The following is a 21,904-nucleotide window of genomic DNA, read 5'->3' as shown; positions in this document are numbered from 1 at the left end:
AAAGACACAGGGTTATTTTTTTATATATTCTGTAAATCAATTACTCACTATTTTAATTCCGGCCAATAGTCTTTATTTGCTTCAATTAAATCATCTAAAATCGCTTTTGCGACAGTCGCACTCGGTACTGTTTTAGACATCGTAATGGCTTGCCACAGTTTTAAATAGGATTTTTCAATCCACGCTTCTACCACTAATTTTTCAACTGCAACTTGTTGGCTCATCATTCCTTTTTGAAATAATGGAATTTTACCCATTACCAAAGGCTCTGGGCCATGACTTCCGACGATACAAGGGATCTCTACCATTGCCTCAGGATCAAAGTTAATAATTGATCCGTTGTTAGGAACAATCAGTAACATTCTTTCTTGGGTATTAAACGCAATAGCTGTTGCTAGATCGACAATGTAAGAAGCGTGTTCATCAATCTCAAGATGCCCTGCCGATGATTTACCTGCATTAGTAATGGCACGACAAGCGCTGAACACATTCTTTTCTCTGTGCTCCATCACTTCATTCGCACGAGTATGATGAGGATCAGAATGCTCAACAACATAATCAGGGAATAAATAATACTTCAAGTAAGTGTTTGGCATTGTTGCTGGATCTAATGCCCACACATCTTTTGCTTTACCGAATGTATCATTCCAGCTGGCTTCAACCGGCTCACCAGCCACTTTTGGAATATACCCATGTTCAGCAACATGTTTACGGATCACAGGCAGTAAATCATTCCCCTGCAAATCTTCAACTTGAGTCCACCAGCCAAAATGATTTAAACCGTAGTAACGAACTCGCATCTCTTTACGTGATTTTAATCCTGCAATTTGTGCCATACGTGATTCAATGCCAATTGGCATATCACAAATATTTAAGATCTTCGCATTAGGTTTTAAACGACGAGTAGCTTCAGCGACAATTGCAGCAGGGTTAGAATAATTTAGCATCCATGCATTTGGTGAATATTTTTCCATATATTCAACCAACTCTAAGACTCCCCCAATAGAACGCATACCATAAGCAATACCACCAGGCCCACAAGTTTCTTGTCCTAATACACCATGGCGCAAAGGAATTTTTTCATCTTTTTCACGCATTGGATATTTACCAACACGGATATGCGCCATAACAAAATCAACATCCGTAAAGGCAGTTTTAGGATCTGTGGTATAGCAAAATTCAATTTCAGGTGCCTTTTCAGTAAGAATTATTTCACAAGCTTTAGCAATGGTTTCTTGCCGCTCGGCATCATTGTCATAAAATTTGATGGCTCTTAATGGAAAACGTTTTAAATTTTCCAGTAGCATCAAAATAATACCGGGTGTAAATGTACTACCACCACCTGCAATTACGACTGAGAACTTCTTCATTATATAGCCTCCGACAAGATGATTTTTTGTGTATCTTCTTTCATAAGTTGTTCAATTTTGTCTCTCACTTGAGAAACGTGTAGCCCGATAATGATTTGTAATGCATGGCCTTTACGCACCACACCATGTACACCGAGCCCTTTGAAATAAGCATCCGTTTCAACTATTTCGTTATCTATCACTTCAATGCGTAAACGTGTTGCACAATTATTTAAGGATTTGATATTTCCACTTCCCCCTAAACCTTCAAGAATGCCTTTAGGAAGTGCGAGTTTGCGGTCTTCTTTTGCTGTTTTTGAACTATCTGAAACTTGTGACTTTTTATTTTTATAGTCTTGTTTGCTATAAAGTTTTATCTCTTCGTCATCTTCTTCACGACCCGGTGTTTTTAAATTAAGTTTGATAATTAATGTTCTAAACACCACAAACCAAATCATTGTAAAAATGAGCCCTATGACTATTTGCGTGATAATCATTCCGTAATGGTTATGAAACATTGGGATCCAATTCATAGGAAGAAAATTGTCGATGATCCCCCCGCCCATATTTCCAACAACCCCAAAGTGGTAAAGCGTTGTCGCTAATGTGGCGGCTAACACGGCATGAATGGCAAACAATAACGGTGAGATAAATAAAAATGTGAATTCTAAGGGTTCTGTTATTCCCACAAATACAGCGGTCAATGCAGAAGGTATAAGTAAACCGGCAATCTTGGCTCTATTTTTAGGTGCGGCAGTAAAATAGAGAGCTAGTGCTATACCAATAGAGCCAAAAACTTTGCTATTACCATGTAGCGCAAAGCCACCTTCAGGAAATAACTCTTTTAAAGATTGTGTACTTTGACTGAAATATTGCATATTTTGAGCCCAATCAACTTGAATACCATGTTCAGTGACTGCTGGGCCAAAAATAAAAGGTCCATAAATAAAATGATGTAAACCAGTAGGAATTAAAATACGCTCAAGAAAGGTATATATCCAAACACCTAAAGAGCCTGATTCAACCATAAACACTTGCAAAGATTGAATACCAACTTGCACTTTAGGCCAGAAAAATAATGTTATCCACGCTAAAGGTAACATCACAAAAAAACTAATTAATACAACATAAGATGTTCCCTGAAATATACCTAGAAATACAGGAAGCTGTTTATCGAAATAACGATTATGTATACTTGTTACAATACCAGCAATAATAATTGCACCAATAATACTAGTATCTAATGTTTTAATACCGGCAATCATTGTAAGGCCACTATTTCCGCCAACTTCATTTGTAAAGTCCACGCCGAAATAACTTTCCCAAACAATACCCATTGCATTAATAAAATAATTCCAAGTGAGAAAACTCACCATAACGGCAAGGCAAGCTCTTGCTTGTGCTGTTTTGGCTAAACCTATTGGTAAACCAATTGCAAAAATAAGAGGCATATTGCGAAAAACAGTCCATCCACCCTCTTCAATAATATGAACAATTTGAGCAAATAAACTATCAGGTCTTAATAAATCTTCACTAATAAATAATGGATTCTGTAATAGAATTGCAATGCCTACAACAATACCTGCAAAAGGAAATAGCAGGACAGGGGTAAACATGGCTCCACCAAATCTTTGTATTTGACTGAGCATAAAAATATCCTCTTATTTACTGCTACTGAGACGACATACTATTTAATTTATTTTTATTCTGTAAATTCAGATTAGATTCTTTTCTCTTTATTCTCTCATTCGAAATGAGTTATTCGTGATCTAATTCATATTAATCTTTCAAGCAAAGTGATCTACATTTTTGTAAAAAAGCAGATCAATTTTTATTTTTTGATAACGTTCACATTTTCAAACTACAAATCATTTTGCTATATATCAAAATATTAGACTCAGATATTCTAAATATAGAAAACTATTTTTTAGAATAAAAAGAGGTATAAAAGTGATCTATAAAGACATTGCAAAAAGCCTAAGAATTCAAATAAATTCGGCAGGATATCAAATTGGTGACACATTACCGGCTGAAAAAACATTAGCAGAGCAATACGATGTTTCAAGGATGACTATCCGTAAAGCTATAGATTTACTGGTTATCGCAGGTTTATTAGAACGGAAGCAAGGTTCAGGGACTTATATTAAAGAGAAAGATGTTCATCATGAAAATGCAAGCTTAAAAGGCTTTGTCGAATTAATGGCAAATACAGGCCACAATGTAAGAAGTGAAGTTATAGAATTTAGTGTTATTCTCTGTCCTTTATCTATTGCTAGCAAATTACGAATTAATTCAAATGAACGTATTTTTTATTCAAGGAGAATACGTTACGTTGATAATAAACCGCTTATTGTTGAAGATAGTTATATGCCTGTTAAATATTTTACTAATTTAACATTAACCCACTTAGAAGGCTCTAAGTTTGACTTTATTGAGAATGTTTGCCAAATAAAAATAGCGGGAAGTTACGAAACATTTCATCCTATAATGCCAGACAACAATATTTGTCAATTATTAAAAATAGAAAATAACATTCCAATATTAAGACTCAGCACATTATCATACAGTATCCATGGTGATTATATTAACTATTCAATCATGTATAGAAACACTCAAGATTATATTGTTGAGTATCATTTAAAACGAGAACAATAATTATTGATAATATTAGAACATAATAATTAGTCACCATAACAAAAAAAGCACCCCATAGAGTGCTTTCTTTTAAGCTTAATAAAAGAGCTTAATTATTTCTTTTTAATTGCGTTAATGATATTTGTTGTAGAAATACCATCTTCAAAATTCAGCACTTTTACTTCACCACCTGCTGCCCAAACTTCTTTACTACCTGCGATATCTTCAGGCTTATAATCGCCACCTTTAACTAAGATATCCGGTAATACAGAGGCAATTAAGCGCTGTGGTGTATCTTCTTCAAATGCAACAACCCAATCGACTGCACCTAAAGCACCTAAAACTGTCATGCGCTGCTCTAATGGGTTAACAGGACGACTTTCACCTTTTAATCGCTTAGTAGACGCATCACTATTTACAGCAACAATAAGGCGATCACCTAATTTACGTGCGTTCGCTAAATAGCTAACGTGACCTGCATGAAGAATATCAAAACAACCATTCGTCATAACGATACGCTCACCACGTTGACGCGCTAATTCGACAGCTTGTTTTAGTTGCTCTTCTTCCATCATGCCGAAACCGTTGTCAGAACGACCACGGATTGCATTTTCAAGCTCGATAGGTGACACCGTTGATGTCCCTAATTTACCGACAACAACACCCGCAGCTGCGTTAGCAAGGAAACAGGCTTCACCTAAAGGTTTACCAGCAGCTAAAGAGGTTGCTAATACGCCAATTACCGTATCACCAGCACCAGTAACATCATAAACTTCTTGTGCTTGAGTTGGTAAATGCAGTGGCGCTTCATTAGCACGAAGTAAGCTCATTCCGCGCTCTGAGCGAGTGATAAGCAGCGCTTCAAGATCTAAATCTCTAACTAATTTTGTGCCTTTTTCCACCAGCTCTTCATCGGTTTTACAAACACCAACGACTTGTTCAAATTCAGACATATTTGGCGTTAATAACGTTGCACCGCGATAACGTTCAAAATCAGATCCCTTAGGATCGATTAATACAGGTACACCCGCTTTTTTTGCCAGTTGGATCATCTCTTGAACATGAGAAAGCGCCCCTTTGGCATAGTCTGATAAAACCAATGCACCAATAGAAGGCAATGCTTGCTGAATACGTTCATAAATAGGTTGAGGATCAACATTGCTAAATCCTTCTTCAAAATCAAGACGGATTAATTGCTGATTACGAGAAAGAACACGTAATTTTGTGATCGTTGGATGTGTCGCAACAGAGACAAAATCACAACGCACATTGACCTGATTTAATGTATTGCTCAATGCTTTTGCGGCTTCATCAATACCGGTTAAACCCACTAAACGCGAATTAGCACCAAGAGACGCGATATTCATTGCAACGTTTGCAGCACCGCCTGGTCGCTCTTCTGTGGTATCTACTTTGACCACTGGCACTGGGGCTTCTGGTGAAATTCGACTTGTTGGGCCATACCAATAGCGGTCTAACATGACGTCACCGACAACCAACACATTGGCCTTATTAAAATCCGGCAGCGTTACTTTCATCCCATACTCCACATTTATTTTCAAAATAAGCCGAAATAATACCATAACTTGTTAGGCAAAAAGAGATACACATAAGACTTCATGCCAACAAACCATTACTCTTGTTCACTGAGCCACTTCAGTTTGCTTTTTAATACGCACTCTCGCTCTGCGATAAAACAATGATTATCCACAATGGCAGGTAATGCTTGTAGAGCCAGATGATGCAATTCATTACGTAATGTGACATAAGCATGTGTTAAAGCGAGAGCTTCATCTTCATCCATTACTTGATGTTTTGCCATTAACTCAAAAATACGCACATTATCAGACCAACGAGTTAAAGCCGGATATTGGTGAGAAAAACGCAATACTAAATATTGTGCGATAAATTCAATATCGGTAATACCGCCAGATGAAGTTTTTAAATCAAACTTATCTGCTTGTGTTGGTGCAAGATGCTGCACCATTTTTTTACGCATATCGCGCACTTCATTTTGTAACACATCAGCATCACGAGAAAGACATAACGTTTCATGACGAATACGTGAAAACATCTGTTGTAATTCATCATCGCCGTAAATCATTCTGGCACGAATTAGCGCTTGATGCTCCCAAGTCCAAGCTTCATTTTTCTGATATTCATCAAAAGCTTGAATAGTACTAACCAACATACCGGATTCACCTGAAGGGCGTAAACGCGCATCGACTTCGTACAACACACCAGAAGATGTTCTGGTACTAAATAAATGGATAATACGCTGTGCTAAACGCAGATAAAATTGGCGGGCATCAATCTGTTTAACCCCTGTTGTCACCGTATTTATTGGACAATCTAATAAAAAGACCAAATCCAAATCAGAGCTATATCCTAGCTCCCATCCCCCCAATTTACCGTACCCAATGACTGCAAAACCCAATCCATCACGATGAGCTAAATGTTCAGGCTCACCATAACGTTTCACCATATATGACCAAGCTTGATGAACAACAGCATGAATAATAGCTTCAGCTAAATAGGTTAAGTGGTCGCTAACCTTCATGACTGGTAATACACCTGTAATATCTTCAGCAGCGATACGTAGTAATTGAGCCTGCTTAAACTGGCGTAATGCTTCTAATCGTTGCTCTTCATCTTCTTCCGGTACACGTAATAAATATTGGCGTAATTCATCACGATACGCATCTAAAGGCAGGGGTTGATAAAGAGAGTTAGGATCAAGTAATTCATCTAGCAATAAAGGGTGAAGCGCTAATTGTTCAGCGATCATCGGTGATGCCGCACAGAGTCGTATAACATGTGTTAAAACTTCATCCGACTCTTGCATCAGCTCTAAATACGTTGTACGACTCACAATGCTTAATAACAGAGGTGTCACACGTTGTAGTGTCACTAGAGTTTGAGGTTGCTGGCAAATTTTAGCTAATAGTTTTGGCATTAAGGCATCAAGAACATCACGTCCTCTCGGTCCAATCGTTCGCTTGCCAATATCTTGTCGAAAATTCTGTAACGTCTGATTTATCGCCCCAAGAGCTTCGATGGTTAATGTTTCATGAAATAATGGCGACGTTTCAGGCAAACGCCCAAGTAACCAAAGACGCTTAAATTCAGAGATATCATCTTCATCATCATTCTCGTCTTCTTCACCAATCAATTGCGTGAATATCACGGAAACCGCCTGCATCTTGTGGTTAATTTCTTGATAAAGCGTTTCCCAATCATCAAATCCCATTGCAAAAGTTAACCGTGCTTTATCTTCTTCACTTTCTGGTAAGGTTTGAGTTTGTTGATCACCAATAGATTGCAGTAAATTTTCTAATCGACGAAGGAAAAGATAACTTTCAGTGAGTTGTGCGGTTTCTTGTGATGTTAACAGCTCAAGTTTAGTGATGACATTAAGCACTGTTAATAATGAATTACTTTGTAACTCAGGCTCTCTTCCCCCGCGAATTAGCTGGAAAACCTGAGTAATAAATTCGATTTCACGAATACCACCAGAGCCTAATTTTATATTATCGATCATACCACGACGGCGTACTTCACGACTGATCATGGATTTCATATTTCTAAGTGATTGGATCACACTAAAATCAATATAACGACGATAAACAAAAGGACGCAACATTTGCCGTAAAACTTGGCAATACTCTTTCTTTTCTGCACCTAGCACACGCGCTTTGATCATCGCATAGCGTTCCCAATCGCGCCCTTGCTCTTGATAATAATCTTCCAGTGCTGCAAAACTCATTACCAAAGGACCGCTTTCACCAAAAGGGCGCAATCGCATATCAACACGATAGACAAAGCCATCAATGGTATGTTGATCCAAAGCCTTAATAAGCTTTTGACCTAAGCGAGTAAAAAACTGTGCATTATCTAATTCTCGGCGCCCACCTTGCGTAAATCCATTTTCAGGATAGGCAAAAATTAAGTCGATATCAGAAGAAAAGTTAAGTTCAAATCCACCTAGTTTTCCCATTCCTAAAATCAGTAATGGCTGAGGTTTTCCCTCATGATCACAAGGTGTTCCCCATTGCTGGCAACATTGCTGATAAAGTGTATCTCTCGCAACACAAATTAATGTTTCAGCTAACACACTCAAATGTTTTAGCACACAAGGAATATCGCCTAATTGAAAAAATTGTAGCCATGCAATGCGCACTAATTGTTGATGACGAAATTGGCGTAAGATCCGCATCACATCATCTTCACTATCAATATTGGCTAATTTTTCCGTTAATTGAGACTCATAACTCTGCCATTCCACACTGTTTGGTGGATTTTGCCTGATATCCGTCAACCATTGAGGATTAACACGTAAATGCTCTGTTGCAAAAGGGCTAAAAGCAAAAAACTGTTGTTCAAGCTCACTAAAAGGCGCTAACGCATTTAATTGAGAAGAGAACCCACACTGTGCTTTATTCCACAATTGTTGAAATACACCGATAACAGACATAAATAGACTCTCAAGTTGTCAGAAAATTAAGCAATAGATAGTAACCACGCCATAGAAGATAACTTAAAATTCAACCATAAAACATGATAATAGTCGGTTGCGGTTGTAAATGTTAACGGTGAAATACCATTGAGTGATTGTTGCATAGATTCAGGCAGATCAGCCTGTTTTTTACACCAATCTGAAAATAACGCCAACATTGCTGGCATAGTAATTGTTGGAGGTGTTGGGTTAGCAAAAATGGCTTCTTCTAATGCTTGTATTGCACTTAACCATTTTGTGAGTTGCTGAGCGGTTGTATCACTAGGAGAAAGGCTCACCACACTCAACGATAAAGCAGGTTTATCTTTCGCTAAATAATAACCTCGGGCCGCTTTACTGCGAGAAGCTAGGCGCAATCCACCTTTTTCACCTAAATAAGTCGCTAATGCAATAATATCTGAAACATCGCCTTTTTTAAGCTCTAACTCGAACTCTTCGATCGGTAACTCATATTGATGAGTACGAATAGCGCCTTTATCTAATACCACTTCAATTTGACTATTTTGAAAATCCACCAGCCAGATTTCACGATAAAAATCGGTATTAAACAGCACATTGAGTTGTGTTTCTAATAGGATTAAATCTGTATTTTCAGGCCAGATTTCTGCTGGAAAGCGAGCTAAATCTAATTTAGGTTGCTCTAATTTCACATTATATTCTGGACGTTGATGCAAACCTGCAACCACTTTACCGGCTGTTTTAATTGTCATTTCATAACTTTCATCAACACCACGAATACGCAACCCCATATCCCAACGACGAATTTGATTATCTGTCGTCTCAAAGTAAAGATTAGTCAGCTTTTTAGGTGCAGAGTGCTGATGAGGTAGAGTAAGAATGCGCTGAATAATGTGAGGAATAGCGGCAGGTATGGCACTCATTTTGAGTTCAGTTTCTAATTGGCTCATTCTATTTCCCTTAAGTAAATCAATTGATTAGTAAAATATTTGACGCATTTTCATTTAGCAAGTGATAGCCTAATAACAATAATGAATAAAAGGCAGATTATCCCTATATTCTACCAGTTAAGAGTGTTCTCATTCTGGTTTACTATTTGCTTACGCAAACTTTACTCTTTAGTATCAGTAAAAATATTCTCTTGTATAGATAAAAAAGTTGAAAACATAATGCGAAAATTACCCTTACTTTTTCTTTCCTTACTTGGCTTAGGCGTTTCTCTGAGCTCACACGCAGAAACTCGTTATGTTTCCGATGAATTATCCACTTATGTACACAGTGGACCAGGAAATCAGTATCGAATTGTTGGCTCTTTAAACTCGGGCTCAACCGTTACTGTTATTTCTCGTAACGCAGCAACGGGTTATGTACAGATTAAAGACGATAAAGATCGTACCGTTTGGCTACCAGAAAGCCAACTCAGTGCCCAACCAAGTATGCGTACTCGTATTCCTGCTATGGAAAAAGAGATCCAAACACTGCGCGATAAACTGGCAAATATCGATCAAAGCTGGAACCAACGCACCACTGATATGCAAAATAAAGTTTCAAACAGCGATGACATCATCAATGGCTTGAAAAAAGAAAATGAACAAATGAGAACAAAGCTCGCTGTCGCAGAGAAAAAACTCGATTTTGCCAATCAACAATTAGATGACAGACAACGCGATATCATCTTACAGTGGTTTATGTATGGTGGTGGTGTTGCAGGTGCAGGTCTTGTTTTTGGTCTGATCCTTCCACATATTATTCCGCGCCGTCGTAAACGTAATGATCGTTGGATGAACTAACATCCAGCCAAAGGAACAGTGATCCCGTGAATATATACCTTGTTGGTGGCGCTGTGCGCGACCAACTATTACAGATGCCAGTAAAAGACAGAGATTGGGTTGTTGTTGGTGCAACTCCTCAAATGCTGTTACAACAAGGCTATCAACAAGTAGGCAAAGATTTTCCTGTTTTTCTTCATCCAGATACTCATGAAGAGTATGCCCTTGCGCGTACAGAACGAAAATCAGGCTCAGGTTACACGGGTTTCACTTGTTATGCGGCACCAGATGTCACGTTAGAAGACGATCTCGCACGTCGTGATCTCACCATTAATGCCATTGCTTATTCTGCTGATGGTGAATATGTCGATCCTTATCATGGCATAGATGATATCCATGCAAGACAACTTCGCCATGTTTCTGAAGCCTTTTCAGAAGATCCTTTAAGAGTTTTGCGAGTTGCACGTTTTGCTGCACGATTTGCGCCTTTAGGATTTAATGTTGCACCTGAAACACTGCAATTAATGAAAACGATGGCACAAAGTGGCGAGCTAAATGCGCTGACTGCTGAACGTGTTTGGAAGGAAACAGAAAAAGCCCTTGAGAGCCCCGCGCCTCAAGTCTATTTTGAAGTTCTACGCCAATGTGGTGCTTTAAGCGTTCTTTTTCCTGAAATTGATGCTTTGTTTGGTGTTCCTGCGCCTGAAAAATGGCATCCAGAAATCGATACAGGCATTCATGCCATGATGGTACTCAATATCGCCAGCCAATTAACCGACGATATTGCGGTGCGCTTTAGCGCCTTATGCCATGATTTGGGGAAAGGATTAACACCTCCTGAAAATTGGCCTCATCACCATGGACATGGTCCTGCTGGTGTTCCTTTAGTTGAAGCCTTATGCCTGCGTTATCGTATTCCTAATCATATCCGTGATTTGGCACGCTTAACGGCAAGATTTCATGATCATATCCATCGTATTGATAGAATGCGCCCTTCAAAAATAATCCGCTTATTTGATGCTATTGATGCATGGCGAAAACCTGAACGTGTTGAGCAATTAGCAATGGTGAGTGAAGCCGACGCCAGAGGACGCAAAGGATTAGAAAATCTCGTTTACCCACAACGCGCGTTTCTTTGCCAAGCTTTCACAATTGCAAATAATGTGGATATTAAGCCAATCATTGAAAGTGGATTAAAAGGAAGTGCAATACGGGATGCGCTAACCAAGCAACGAGAAGTCGCGATTATAAAATGGAAATCGCGACTTAATCAGGATCAGCACTAATTAAGCTTTACGCTCAATAATCACACCCACGTTTTTGGCTTGTGCAACAGCCCCAGGTTTCGCTAATTTAATTTTTACTCTAGGTACAGCAAATTGAGTAATCAATAGCTGTGCCACTTCTTCAGCAACACGTTCAACTAATTCAAAACGTCGAGTCTCAACATAGTCAATGATTGCATTACTCACACTGGCATAATCTAAACAATGAACCACATCATCGGTTTGGGATGCGCGTTTGTTATCCCATTCCATTTCGATATCGAACACTAATTTTTGCTTTATGGTTTTTTCCCAATCATAAACACCGATTGTGGTTATTACTGATAATTGCTCAATAAATACGATATCCATCACGTCATCTCTTATTTTTTCTGTTCATCGGATACCACTTCCGATGAAATATGCGTATTATCCATACATGCCTAACGAACTTACATAAACATTGGAGAATACAAATGAGTGCTAACGCACTTGGAATGATCATCTTCGCCTACTTGTGCGGCTCAATCTCCAGCGCGATATTGATTTGCCGACTGGCAAGACTACCTGATCCAAGAAAATTTGGCTCTGGCAATCCCGGAGCGACCAACGTCCTACGTATTGGTGGAAAAGCGGCCGCAGCGGCAGTACTTATCTGTGACGTCCTAAAAGGGATGCTCCCTGTTTGGCTCGCCTACTATTTAAATGTGCCTCCTTTTTATCTCGGCATTGTGGCAATCGCGGCTTGCCTTGGGCATATCTACCCTGTTTTCTTCCACTTCAAAGGCGGAAAAGGCGTCGCCACTGCATTTGGTGCTATCGCTGCCATTGGTTGGGATTTAAGTGGTCTTATCGCAGGAACGTGGTTACTCACCGTTTTACTAAGTGGCTATTCATCACTTGGCGCAATCATCAGCGCACTGCTTGCCCCTTTTTATGTTTGGTGGTTTAAACCAGAATTCACTTATCCCGTTGCGTTATTATCATGTCTTGTACTTTACCGTCATCATGACAATATTCAACGTTTATGGCGCGGCCAAGAGAGTCGGATCTGGCACAAATTGAAGAAGAAAACCGAAAAAACAGAAAAAGAGATCATTCAAGAAGCGAAAGAGCAAGAAAAAGAAGATTAATTAGTTTCTGTTTAAAATTTGAATTGAAAAAAGAAAAGCCACTTTGAAAGTGGCTTTTCTTTTGCAGATATCGTGTGCCAAATTAAAAATAGACACTTTACAATATATTATTTACTTTCGAGGGCAGGTAATTCAGCTAAAGGCCAGCGTGGTCTTACAGTCACACTTAACGGGCCTTCTGTACCGCCTTTAAAGCGGATCATCCCCGCTAGTGCAATCATTGCACCATTATCAGTACACAGTTCAGGACGCGCATAAAAAACTTCGCCGCCTAATTGCTTCATCACGGTTTCCATTTTCGCACGTAATGTCCGATTAGCACTTACACCACCTGCCATCACTAAACGTTTAAAACCTGTTTGTTCTAAAGCTCTACGACATTTTATCGCTAGCGTATCAACAACAGCATCTTCAAATGCCCGTGCAATATCAGCGCGAGTTTGGTCTGAATCGTCATTTTGACGAATAGTATTAGCCGCAAAGGTTTTTAAACCAGAGAAACTAAAGTCAAGCCCCGGTCTGTCTGTCATTGGGCGAGGAAAAACAAATCGACCTTCTGTGCCCTGCTGCGCCATTTTCGATAATACAGGACCGCCGGGATAATCTAATCCCAACAATTTTGCTGTTTTATCAAAAGCTTCGCCAGCAGCATCATCGATAGATTCACCTAATAAGGTGTATTCGCCAATTCCTGTCACACTGATTAACTGTGTATGACCACCAGAAACCAAAAGCGCCACAAACGGAAACTCAGGTGTTTTCTCTTCAAGCATTGGCGCCAATAAATGACCTTCCATATGATGAACAGGAATAGCAGGAACATCCCATGCAAAAGCTAATGAGCGCCCAATTGTTGCACCTACAAGCAAAGCGCCAACAAGACCGGGGCCCGCAGTATAAGCAACCGCATCAATATCTTTTGCCGTAAGATTTGCTTCTTTCAGTGCCGCTTGAATCAGAGGTACTGTTTTACGGATATGATCCCGTGAAGCAAGTTCAGGAACTACACCACCATAATCGGCATGCAGTTTAATTTGGCTATAAAGTTGATTCGCTAATAGACCGGCTTTATCATCGTAAATTGCGATACCGGTTTCATCGCAAGATGTTTCAATACCTAAAACTCGCATGACGCTTCCAAATTCTTCTTCGCGGACTCGCGTAATAAATCGATTGTACCATTATTTCGGTGATTTTATACGCCTTCGGCACATCTTTTACATACCAGCATGTGACAAATTCCTTTTTCTGTTCTATAATTATCCACCTATTTTAAGTGATTTAAATGTGTGGTTAGCGATTTTCGCTTTTCGTGTTCTCCCAAAAAGACACAAAAGTGAGAGTTTGCGTTTCAATTTTGTGCATCTCTTTACAAAGTGCCCTGCTTTGAAGTAAAATTCCGCACCATTTTAAATGTCGGCTGGCTTAAATAATGCCAGCGCAAACCGATTTCTATTGAGGTGAGAGGCACATGCCGGTAATCAAAGTACGTGAAAACGAGCCATTTGACGTTGCTCTTCGTCGTTTCAAACGCTCTTGTGAAAAAGCAGGCGTATTAGCAGAAGTTCGTCGTCGTGAGTTTTATGAAAAACCAACGACTGAACGTAAACGCGCTAAAGCATCAGCAGTAAAACGTCACGCTAAAAAATTAGCTCGCGAAAACGCACGTCGTACTCGTCTGTACTAATATTTTGCGGCTTATACCGCAACATATGCAGACACTGTAGTCGCAGTTAAAGGCCGTGCTTTCTTCTGAGAGCGCGGCTTATTCTCGTTCAACAACAGGCGTAAAAGGGCTTATGGCTGGACGAATTCCACGTTCATTTATCAATGATTTGCTAGCTCGAACCGATATCATCGATCTTATCGACGCTCGCGTGCCGTTAAAAAAACAAGGCAAAAATCATTCAGCGTGTTGTCCGTTTCATAATGAAAAAACGCCCTCTTTCACAGTAAATAGCGACAAACAGTTTTATCACTGTTTTGGTTGCGGCGCGCATGGCAATGCTATTGATTTTTTAATGAATTACGACAGGCTCGATTTTGTCGAAACCATTGAAGAGTTAGCAGCAATGCATGGGTTAGAAGTTCCTTATGAAACAGGAACAGGTAGTAGCCCTATTGAACGACATATAAGACAAAATCTCTATCAAGTGATGGAGAAGTTGAATCAGTATTATAGTAGCGCTCTCAATAAACCTGATGCACAGGAAGCAAGAAACTACCTTGCGCATCGTGGGCTTACTGAAGATATTATTACCCGTTTTTCTATTGGATTTGTACCAACTGGTTGGGATAACGCCCTAAAACGTTTTGGTCAAAGTGCCGATAATAAAGCCTTACTTCTTGAAGCGGGTATGGTAATAACTAACGATAATGGTCGTACTTATGATCGTTTTCGCCAACGAGTCATGTTTCCGATCCGAGATAGACGTGGCCGTGTTATTGCCTTTGGTGGACGAGTGTTAGGTGATGATTTACCTAAATATTTGAACTCACCAGAAACAGAGATTTTCCATAAAGGCCGCCAACTTTACGGGCTTTATGAAGCGCAACAATCTAATAATAACGTCACAAAGCTATTAGTTGTTGAAGGTTATATGGATGTTGTGGCATTAGCGCAGTTTGGTATTGATTATGCCGTTGCCTCATTAGGAACCTCCACTACAGCAGAACATATCCAGTTGCTCTTTCGGACAACGGATAACATTATTTGCTGCTATGATGGAGATAGAGCTGGTCGTGATGCCGCATGGCGAGCATTAGAAACCGCCCTTCCTTTTTTAAATGATGGTCGCTCTTTACGTTTTATGTTTTTACCCGAAGGTGATGATCCTGATTCATTGGTTCGCCGTGAAGGTAAAGAAGCTTTTGAAAAACGTATGGAACAAGCACATTCATTATCAGAATTTTTATTTGATTCACTCGTTCCTCAAGTGGATCTGAGTACTCAAGAAGGCAATGGTAAGCTATATAGTTTAGCCAGACCATTAATAGATAAGATCCCAAGTGAAACTTTACGTCTATATTTATTAAGAGAGCTTGGAAGCTTAACGGGAAATCCCGATATAGAGCAAATGGATCGTTTATTTGGTAGAACGCCGGTTAATCACGAATTATCGTATCAACCGACAAAATTACGCACCACACCGATGCGTATATTGATTGCCCTATTGATACAAAACCCAGAATTCTCTAAATTAGTGCCCCCTCTCGAGGGATTAAGTACAGAAAAAATTGCAGGTCTATCGCTTTTTATTGAATTAGTTTCCGTTTGCCAAGCACAACCGGGTCTAAATACAGGACAGATTATCGAACTCTATAGAGAGAATAAATTCGGTAAACAGCTTGAAAAATTGGCAATGTGGAACGATATAGATATAGATGAGATTGCAGAGAAAACCTTTACAGACACGTTAGATCATCTTTTTTTAACCGCAATGGACGAACGTCTAAACGCACTTATTGCGAAAGAGAGAACAGAAGGCCTAACGCAGGATGAACGCGAAGAAGTCCAATTGATAATACAGGCACGCGTTAAAAAGTAAACACAGAATTAAGATTAAAAACACGGCTTAATTGCCGCTATCGGTAGGTACTAAAAACCTACATTTGCTACGCTGAGGGGACCGTAGCAATCGACAATGAAAATGCCCCTCCGTAGTTATTGTTGGCTGAACAGTTATCGCCGACCGACACCAACCCAAATTACTTTGAAGTGTGGATACCGTCTTATGGAGCAAAACCCGCAGTCACAGCTGAAGCTACTTGTTACTAAAGGTAAGGAGCAAGGCTACCTGACCTATGCTGAGGTCAATGACCATCTGCCGGAAGATATCGTCGATTCAGATCAAATCGAAGACATCATCCAGATGATTAACGACATGGGCATTCAGGTTATGGAAGAAGCACCTGACGCCGATGATCTGATGCTGGCAGAAAATTCAAATGATACTGATGATGATGCTGCAGAAGCCGCAGCTCAGGTACTTTCTAGTGTAGAATCTGAGATTGGCCGTACAACCGACCCTGTGCGTATGTATATGCGTGAAATGGGTACAGTTGAACTGCTCACCCGGGAAGGTGAAATTGATATCGCAAAACGCATTGAAGATGGTATTAACCAAGTTCAATGTTCCGTTGCAGAATATCCTGAAGCAATTACTTATCTTCTTGAACAGTATGATCGCGTTGAAGCTGGCGAAGCACGTCTTTCAGACTTAATTACTGCGTTTATTGACCCTAATGCCGAAGAAATGGCAGAAAGTGAAGATGTCAACTTAGACAAAGATGATGAAGTCGACAACAGCGCTGAAGACGAAGATGAAGACGAAGATGAAGATGGCGACAATGACAGCGATAGCGATGATGATAACAGCATCGATCCTGAATTAGCGCGTCAGAAGTTTACTGAGCTTCGTGAGCAATACGAAAAAACTCGCAAAACTATCAAGGCGAAAGGTCGTAACCACAAAGATACAGAGCTTGAAATCTTATTGTTATCTGAAATTTTCAAACAGTTCCGTTTAGTACCGAAACAGTTTGATTATCTGGTTAACAATATGCGTGACATGATGGACCGAGTTCGTGCTCAAGAGCGTCACATCATGCGTCTTTGTGTTGATCAAGTTAAGATGCCAAAGAAAAACTTCATTACTTTGTTTACAGGTAACGAAACCAATGACACATGGTTCACTGCTGCTCGTGCAATGAATAAGCCTTGGTCTGAAAAACTGGCAGGTATTGAAGAAGAAGTACAACGCAGCTTACAAAAACTGCAACAAATTGAAGTTGAAACTGGACTGACAATCGAACAGGTTAAAGATATTAACCGTCGTATGTCTATCGGTGAAGCTAAAGCACGTCGTGCGAAAAAAGAGATGGTCGAAGCAAACTTACGTCTCGTTATCTCTATCGCGAAAAAATATACCAACCGTGGTCTACAATTCCTTGACCTAATTCAGGAAGGGAATATCGGTCTGATGAAAGCGGTTGATAAATTTGAATACCGTCGTGGTTATAAGTTCTCAACTTATGCAACATGGTGGATACGTCAGGCAATTACTCGTTCAATCGCTGATCAGGCGCGTACAATCCGTATCCCTGTTCACATGATTGAAACGATTAATAAACTGAACCGTATTTCTCGTCAAATGTTGCAAGAGATGGGACGTGAGCCTTCACCAGAAGAGCTTGCAGAACGCATGCTGATGCCTGAAGACAAGATCCGCAAGGTACTGAAAATCGCTAAAGAGCCAATCTCCATGGAAACCCCAATCGGTGATGATGAAGATTCACATTTAGGCGATTTTATCGAGGATACTACTCTCGAATTACCACTGGATTCAGCAACATCAGAAAGCTTACGTTCAGCAACTCACGAAGTGTTAGCAGGTTTAACATTACGTGAAGCGAAAGTCCTGCGTATGCGTTTCGGTATCGATATGAATACCGACCATACCTTGGAAGAAGTGGGTAAACAGTTTGATGTTACCCGTGAACGTATTCGTCAGATTGAAGCGAAGGCACTGCGTAAATTACGCCACCCAAGCCGTTCTGAAGTATTACGTAGCTTCCTTGACGAGTAATCAACTTACTTTTCAATAAAAGTTATAATAGACGCCTGTGATATCACAGGCGTTTTTTTATGGGATTTCAAAACGGTATCTGCAATCTATCTAAGCTACGATAAATTTCATCTACACATATTTATAAAAAATAGCCTTATTATTTATATTATTGTGCCTATACGTAAGCTTATCCGTTAATCGTTACACTATGTTATTGATATCACAGTTATTCTCTGTTTTATTTTTTATTGTTTAGATTGAACAGAAATTGCGCATACAGTCATTCAAAGGCTAGACCTAGTGCCAAATGGCACGTATAATCTCACCTCATTAGGCCCCTTAGCTCAGTTGGTTAGAGCAGGCGACTCATAATCGCTTGGTCACTGGTTCAAGTCCAGTAGGGGCCACCAAATTTAAAGCCCCAGATAAGCAATTATCTGGGGCTTCTTGTTTGCAGCTAATATTATAAAGATCAAAGAACAACAATAACAATCACCGCAGAACCACGAAAAGGCCCTGACTTAGGCTTTCCTACACTTTTAAGTTCTGAACTTAATGTAAATGAATTGGTATAACGAGAGGCTGTTTCTTTATTTGCAATGGATAGTTCAAACAGCTCATTAGCAGGTTTATTATTTATTTTTAAAAAAGACTGTAATGTATTTTCTTGATTAAGCCAAATGGCACCATCATCATTGGCTGTCGCAGAAATAATAACTTTGGAACTATAGTTACATTGAATTTTTACACTTTTCGTTTGCTTAGTAACATTTGTATTATTATTTAGCACATCATTATATGCCAATTGACTATAGTTAAAATCAATATTTTCAACATTAAAATCACAAACCAGATCTGGTGATGGCGCAGTACCACAAATAGAACCCGGTAATAAAGGATCTGATGCACTCCTTCTTTGACCATAAAATATTCCTACACATTCAGATGTAACAACACTTCCTGAATGAGCAACCCTAAAAGTATAAGGTAATGGCGCTATTTTAAAAAATGCCTCTCTTAATTCATCCATCGTTTTATATTTAGAAGCATCTGTTAATTTTGGATCTCGGCTCGAATAGCTTCCAGCGGTACCATTAGCATAATGGCGATGAGCGACATAGACCTCACAGCCTGCCACATTATAACAAGGATTGGCCACACCAGGCATCAGAGTCCAACGTTCAATCTGTCCTATATAAACTAATCCTGGGATCCCTCCGCTTACATTTTCAACTTTAGAAATATAAGAAAAAATATTTGCCTGAGTAGGAAATGAAGATATCAGAGCTAGTATCAATAATGCTTTAAGGTAACCTTTCACTTTAACTCCATTTTGTCGTATTCATAAATTATGGATATGTGATATGAAATGTGGCAGTGCTACTAAATTTTCCTAATTCGATTTTTTTACTCACAACCACACTGGGTTCTGCTTTCAAAAAGGCATAAAATAGAAATTGATTTTCATTTTTATTTAATGAAAACTGGCTATTATCTTTATTAATTGCGATAAATTTCTTATTTTTATCTTCTATACCGATACCAATTCCTGAAGGTTTACCGTTAATATTAATGCCCAAATATCCTTTATGTGAATCAGATTCAAATCCTTTAAACAAAAAATTAATATTTTTAGCGACACTGTTATCACAATTTGAAACGGTAATAATAAAAGGAATATCTTCTGTTTTTTGCCCATCGCGTAATGCTTTTACATCAACCGTATTAAATTTCACCGTTAATGTTTTATTATCAGATAAAATAGTACAAGGCTCTTTCACTAAGTTACCTTCAAAAAAGAGATTATCTGCAGCCTTCACACTCATTAGTGATAGGGTAAGACAAGAGAAAATGAGTGAATTAAAATATAACTTTTTAAGTTTCATTAGCCTCTACTCATATTCAAATATAACAGATGCTGATGAACGAAATTTACCTTCAGCCAAATTAGCCCCCTGTTTTTTAACAAGTAATGCACTAAATTCAGGTAACTTACTACGCTCCACTTTTACTTTTTTATTTACAGGTAATAACTCTGTGTTATTCAATACTATTTTTATAGCTAAATCAGTAACACTTGTTGCTAATAATTGATTATCAAATACAGCCGGATCACCTTTAACTGAAACTTTAAAAGAGAATTCTTTACTATCCCCTGTACACGATAAATCATAATTAAATTTTTGCTGATAGTTATCTTGTTCTATTTTAGAGATAACCACATTGTTTCCAAAATTCACATAAATAGGCTCATTATTATTAAATGTACAGATTGGAGGAGGGTTTAATATTTTCCCTTTTAGCTCTATATTTGCAGTTGCTAATGAAGTTTTAGCCTCTGCAGAATAAACAGAAACACTCGATAACAAACCGATTATCAATAATAAAAAAGAGAACGAAAATGTATTTCTATTCATCAATTCCTCCTAAAGATAATCGACATTTAGAAATGCGGTTGCTGTAAAATCACCAGAAACGAGCTTTTCATTTGGATTTTTAATCAGAAGTGCCTCAATTTTAATTGTATTTGTATATGTAAAATTGTATTCCGATTTAAGCTTAACTTCTTTATCTAGATAAAAAAACTTAACACCGATATCACTGCGTCCGGCAGTAACTGCGTTATTATCAAAAGAAGAAGGAGAACCAGTGATAAAAAACTTCATATTATTGGTCGGTCTTTCATTGCAAGATAAAGGAATAATTAACTCAATTTTATTTTTTTACCATCAAAATCAGCAGGATATAAATCGCCAAAATCACCTTTAATCGTATTTTTATTATTAATAATACAAGCAACTGGAGGTAATATTTCTCCATATACATTTACCTGTAAGTTTTTTTGAGCAACACTTTCTCTTACGATAAAAAATGACGTAATAAAAAATAAAAAAATAAAGAAAACACCCCTTCTTCTTGTCATATCAGCAACCTAATCATTTATCTTTATTAGCTTTGGTTTAATTTACTTACCGTACATTGAGTACTTTTACAGTCAAATTCAATATCTATTTGAGCGCCGTAATCATTAATGTAGGTTAGTATTGGTTTTTTATTAAACTGGTTCACACCGATATTAATTTTTTCTTTTCCATTAGGCTCAATCATAAAAGATTTAAATGCTTCAATGGTATTATCTGAAAAATCCTTTTTAGCGCTTACAAAGGTAATATTGTAAGGGGTTGGATTATTCATCACATAGTTATTACCTTGTTTTTCTAAGGTTAATTTATTCTGTGGTGCAAGTTCCAACTTATCGGAGGCAAGTATTAATGAGGCTGGTCTATAAAAAATTTTTACTCGTGTTTGCAATGCAATTTGTAAAACATTATCTGAATCACTTCTAGGAGGGATCTCTCTTAAATTAAAATAGAATACACTTTCTCTATCTTGAGGAAGAGAAGTAACAACATCAAGAGGTTGAACCTTTATTTGGCTTTGTTCATTTTTTTCTAATCGTTGTATAGGTGGAAGTGCAAGAATAGGCTCTTCTATTTTCTTACCAGTAAGATCTTCTATCCATGCTTGCGCTAAATAAGGCTGATCAGGACTATTATTTGTGATATTTAAACTGACTGATCCTTTCCCTTCATTTAAAATAATTCGTGTTCTATCTAAAGAAACCGCTGCGTTAACTGTTTCAATAAAAAATAAAGAAAATAATGGAAAAGCTAACATTGATATTTTTTTTACTGATAGACGCATATCTT

General features: G+C 38.4%; 20 protein-coding genes and 1 tRNA gene. 8 read left to right on the top strand and 13 right to left on the bottom strand.

Going from position 1 to position 21,904, the window contains the following annotated elements; translation table 11 throughout:
* Positions 1-47 precede the first annotated feature (47 nt).
* The gene (locus ABN236_RS08180; RefSeq protein WP_088494643.1) at positions 48-1,370 is read right to left on the bottom strand and encodes a 6-phospho-alpha-glucosidase; all 1,323 of its coding nucleotides are present in this window, start codon (positions 1,368-1,370) and stop codon (positions 48-50) included.
* The gene (locus ABN236_RS08175) at positions 1,370-2,998 is read right to left on the bottom strand and encodes an alpha-glucoside-specific PTS transporter subunit IIBC (protein WP_349473754.1); all 1,629 of its coding nucleotides are present in this window, start codon (positions 2,996-2,998) and stop codon (positions 1,370-1,372) included. The genes ABN236_RS08180 and ABN236_RS08175 overlap by 1 nt, the downstream gene beginning before the upstream one ends.
* A 301-nt stretch (positions 2,999-3,299) precedes the next feature.
* On the opposite strand from ABN236_RS08175, the gene ABN236_RS08170 reads away from it, so the two are divergent.
* Positions 3,300-4,004 (top strand): GntR family transcriptional regulator, encoded by a 705-nt coding sequence (locus tag ABN236_RS08170; protein ID WP_318621362.1) that lies wholly within the window; start codon positions 3,300-3,302, stop codon positions 4,002-4,004.
* A gap of 92 nt (positions 4,005-4,096) precedes the next feature.
* Here the strand turns inward: ABN236_RS08170 and hldE are convergent, their stop codons facing one another.
* The 3 genes from hldE to ABN236_RS08155 all read right to left on the bottom strand — a co-directional run bounded on the left by hldE (position 4,097) and on the right by ABN236_RS08155 (position 9,407).
* Complete coding sequence (gene hldE, locus ABN236_RS08165; RefSeq protein WP_311755309.1) at positions 4,097-5,521, bottom strand: bifunctional D-glycero-beta-D-manno-heptose-7-phosphate kinase/D-glycero-beta-D-manno-heptose 1-phosphate adenylyltransferase HldE; 1,425 nt, start codon at positions 5,519-5,521, stop codon at positions 4,097-4,099.
* Between the two features lie 95 nt (positions 5,522-5,616).
* Positions 5,617-8,457: a bifunctional [glutamate--ammonia ligase]-adenylyl-L-tyrosine phosphorylase/[glutamate--ammonia-ligase] adenylyltransferase gene (glnE, locus tag ABN236_RS08160; RefSeq protein WP_349473753.1), complete on the bottom strand. Its 2,841-nt coding sequence runs from the start codon at positions 8,455-8,457 to the stop codon at positions 5,617-5,619.
* Positions 8,458-8,483: 26 nt separating this feature from the next.
* Positions 8,484-9,407 (bottom strand): CYTH domain-containing protein, encoded by a 924-nt coding sequence (locus ABN236_RS08155; protein WP_349473752.1) that lies wholly within the window; start codon positions 9,405-9,407, stop codon positions 8,484-8,486.
* Positions 9,408-9,626: 219 nt separating this feature from the next.
* Between ABN236_RS08155 and ABN236_RS08150 the strand changes: the two genes are divergently transcribed.
* Both ABN236_RS08150 and ABN236_RS08145 read left to right on the top strand, forming a co-directional pair.
* The gene (locus ABN236_RS08150; protein ID WP_088494638.1) at positions 9,627-10,247 is read left to right on the top strand and encodes a TIGR04211 family SH3 domain-containing protein; all 621 of its coding nucleotides are present in this window, start codon (positions 9,627-9,629) and stop codon (positions 10,245-10,247) included.
* Between the two features lie 26 nt (positions 10,248-10,273).
* A complete protein-coding gene (locus tag ABN236_RS08145) occupies positions 10,274-11,512 on the top strand; it encodes a multifunctional CCA addition/repair protein (protein ID WP_349473751.1) in 1,239 nt (412 codons plus the stop codon).
* On the opposite strand, the gene folB is transcribed toward ABN236_RS08145, so the two are convergent.
* Positions 11,513-11,863, bottom strand: a complete 351-nt coding sequence (folB, locus tag ABN236_RS08140; protein WP_075672896.1) for a bifunctional dihydroneopterin aldolase/7,8-dihydroneopterin epimerase — start codon at positions 11,861-11,863, stop codon at positions 11,513-11,515.
* Between the two features lie 104 nt (positions 11,864-11,967).
* On the opposite strand from folB, the gene plsY reads away from it, so the two are divergent.
* Positions 11,968-12,624, top strand: a complete 657-nt coding sequence (gene plsY, locus ABN236_RS08135) for a glycerol-3-phosphate 1-O-acyltransferase PlsY (RefSeq protein WP_075672895.1) — start codon at positions 11,968-11,970, stop codon at positions 12,622-12,624.
* A gap of 107 nt (positions 12,625-12,731) precedes the next feature.
* Here plsY and tsaD read toward each other — a convergent pair whose 3' ends face one another.
* Positions 12,732-13,754 carry a tRNA (adenosine(37)-N6)-threonylcarbamoyltransferase complex transferase subunit TsaD gene (tsaD, locus tag ABN236_RS08130; protein ID WP_088494635.1) on the bottom strand — a complete coding sequence of 341 codons (1,023 nt, stop codon included), beginning with the start codon at positions 13,752-13,754 and terminating at the stop codon, positions 12,732-12,734.
* 341 nt (positions 13,755-14,095) lie between these two features.
* Here tsaD and rpsU point away from each other — a divergent pair, with 341 nt between their 5' ends.
* From rpsU to ABN236_RS08110, 4 genes are all read left to right on the top strand, one after another.
* Positions 14,096-14,311, top strand: coding sequence for a 30S ribosomal protein S21 (gene rpsU, locus ABN236_RS08125; protein WP_001144069.1), 216 nt, complete (start codon positions 14,096-14,098; stop codon positions 14,309-14,311).
* Between the two features lie 112 nt (positions 14,312-14,423).
* The gene (dnaG, locus tag ABN236_RS08120) at positions 14,424-16,172 is read left to right on the top strand and encodes a DNA primase (RefSeq protein WP_270755559.1); all 1,749 of its coding nucleotides are present in this window, start codon (positions 14,424-14,426) and stop codon (positions 16,170-16,172) included.
* 186 nt (positions 16,173-16,358) lie between these two features.
* The gene (rpoD, locus tag ABN236_RS08115; protein WP_088494634.1) at positions 16,359-18,212 is read left to right on the top strand and encodes an RNA polymerase sigma factor RpoD; all 1,854 of its coding nucleotides are present in this window, start codon (positions 16,359-16,361) and stop codon (positions 18,210-18,212) included.
* A gap of 315 nt (positions 18,213-18,527) precedes the next feature.
* A tRNA-Ile gene (locus ABN236_RS08110) sits at positions 18,528-18,604 on the top strand.
* Positions 18,605-18,666: 62 nt separating this feature from the next.
* On the opposite strand, the gene ABN236_RS08105 is transcribed toward ABN236_RS08110, so the two are convergent.
* The 6 genes from ABN236_RS08105 to ABN236_RS08080 are packed head-to-tail and all read right to left on the bottom strand — an operon-like array spanning position 18,667 to position 21,899.
* Entirely contained in the window at positions 18,667-19,515 is an 849-nt protein-coding gene (locus ABN236_RS08105) for an MrpH family fimbial adhesin (RefSeq protein WP_349473750.1), read from the bottom strand.
* A 28-nt stretch (positions 19,516-19,543) separates the two neighbouring features.
* Positions 19,544-20,080, bottom strand: a complete 537-nt coding sequence (locus ABN236_RS08100) for a fimbrial protein (RefSeq protein ID WP_349473749.1) — start codon at positions 20,078-20,080, stop codon at positions 19,544-19,546.
* A 6-nt stretch (positions 20,081-20,086) separates the two neighbouring features.
* Positions 20,087-20,611 carry a fimbrial protein gene (locus ABN236_RS08095; RefSeq protein ID WP_349473748.1) on the bottom strand — a complete coding sequence of 175 codons (525 nt, stop codon included), beginning with the start codon at positions 20,609-20,611 and terminating at the stop codon, positions 20,087-20,089.
* A gap of 9 nt (positions 20,612-20,620) precedes the next feature.
* Positions 20,621-20,860, bottom strand: a complete 240-nt coding sequence (locus ABN236_RS08090) for a fimbrial protein (RefSeq protein ID WP_349473747.1) — start codon at positions 20,858-20,860, stop codon at positions 20,621-20,623.
* A 38-nt stretch (positions 20,861-20,898) separates the two neighbouring features.
* The gene (locus ABN236_RS08085; RefSeq protein WP_349473746.1) at positions 20,899-21,117 is read right to left on the bottom strand and encodes a hypothetical protein; all 219 of its coding nucleotides are present in this window, start codon (positions 21,115-21,117) and stop codon (positions 20,899-20,901) included.
* Positions 21,118-21,143: 26 nt separating this feature from the next.
* The gene (locus ABN236_RS08080; protein WP_165122414.1) at positions 21,144-21,899 is read right to left on the bottom strand and encodes a fimbria/pilus periplasmic chaperone; all 756 of its coding nucleotides are present in this window, start codon (positions 21,897-21,899) and stop codon (positions 21,144-21,146) included.
* Between the last annotated feature and the right edge of the window lie 5 nt (positions 21,900-21,904).

It is taken from the genome of Proteus sp. fly-1013 (genome assembly GCF_040140245.1).
Lineage (GTDB): Bacteria > Pseudomonadota > Gammaproteobacteria > Enterobacterales > Enterobacteriaceae > Proteus > Proteus mirabilis_B.
This window is presented reverse-complemented; position numbering and strand designations above follow the sequence as displayed.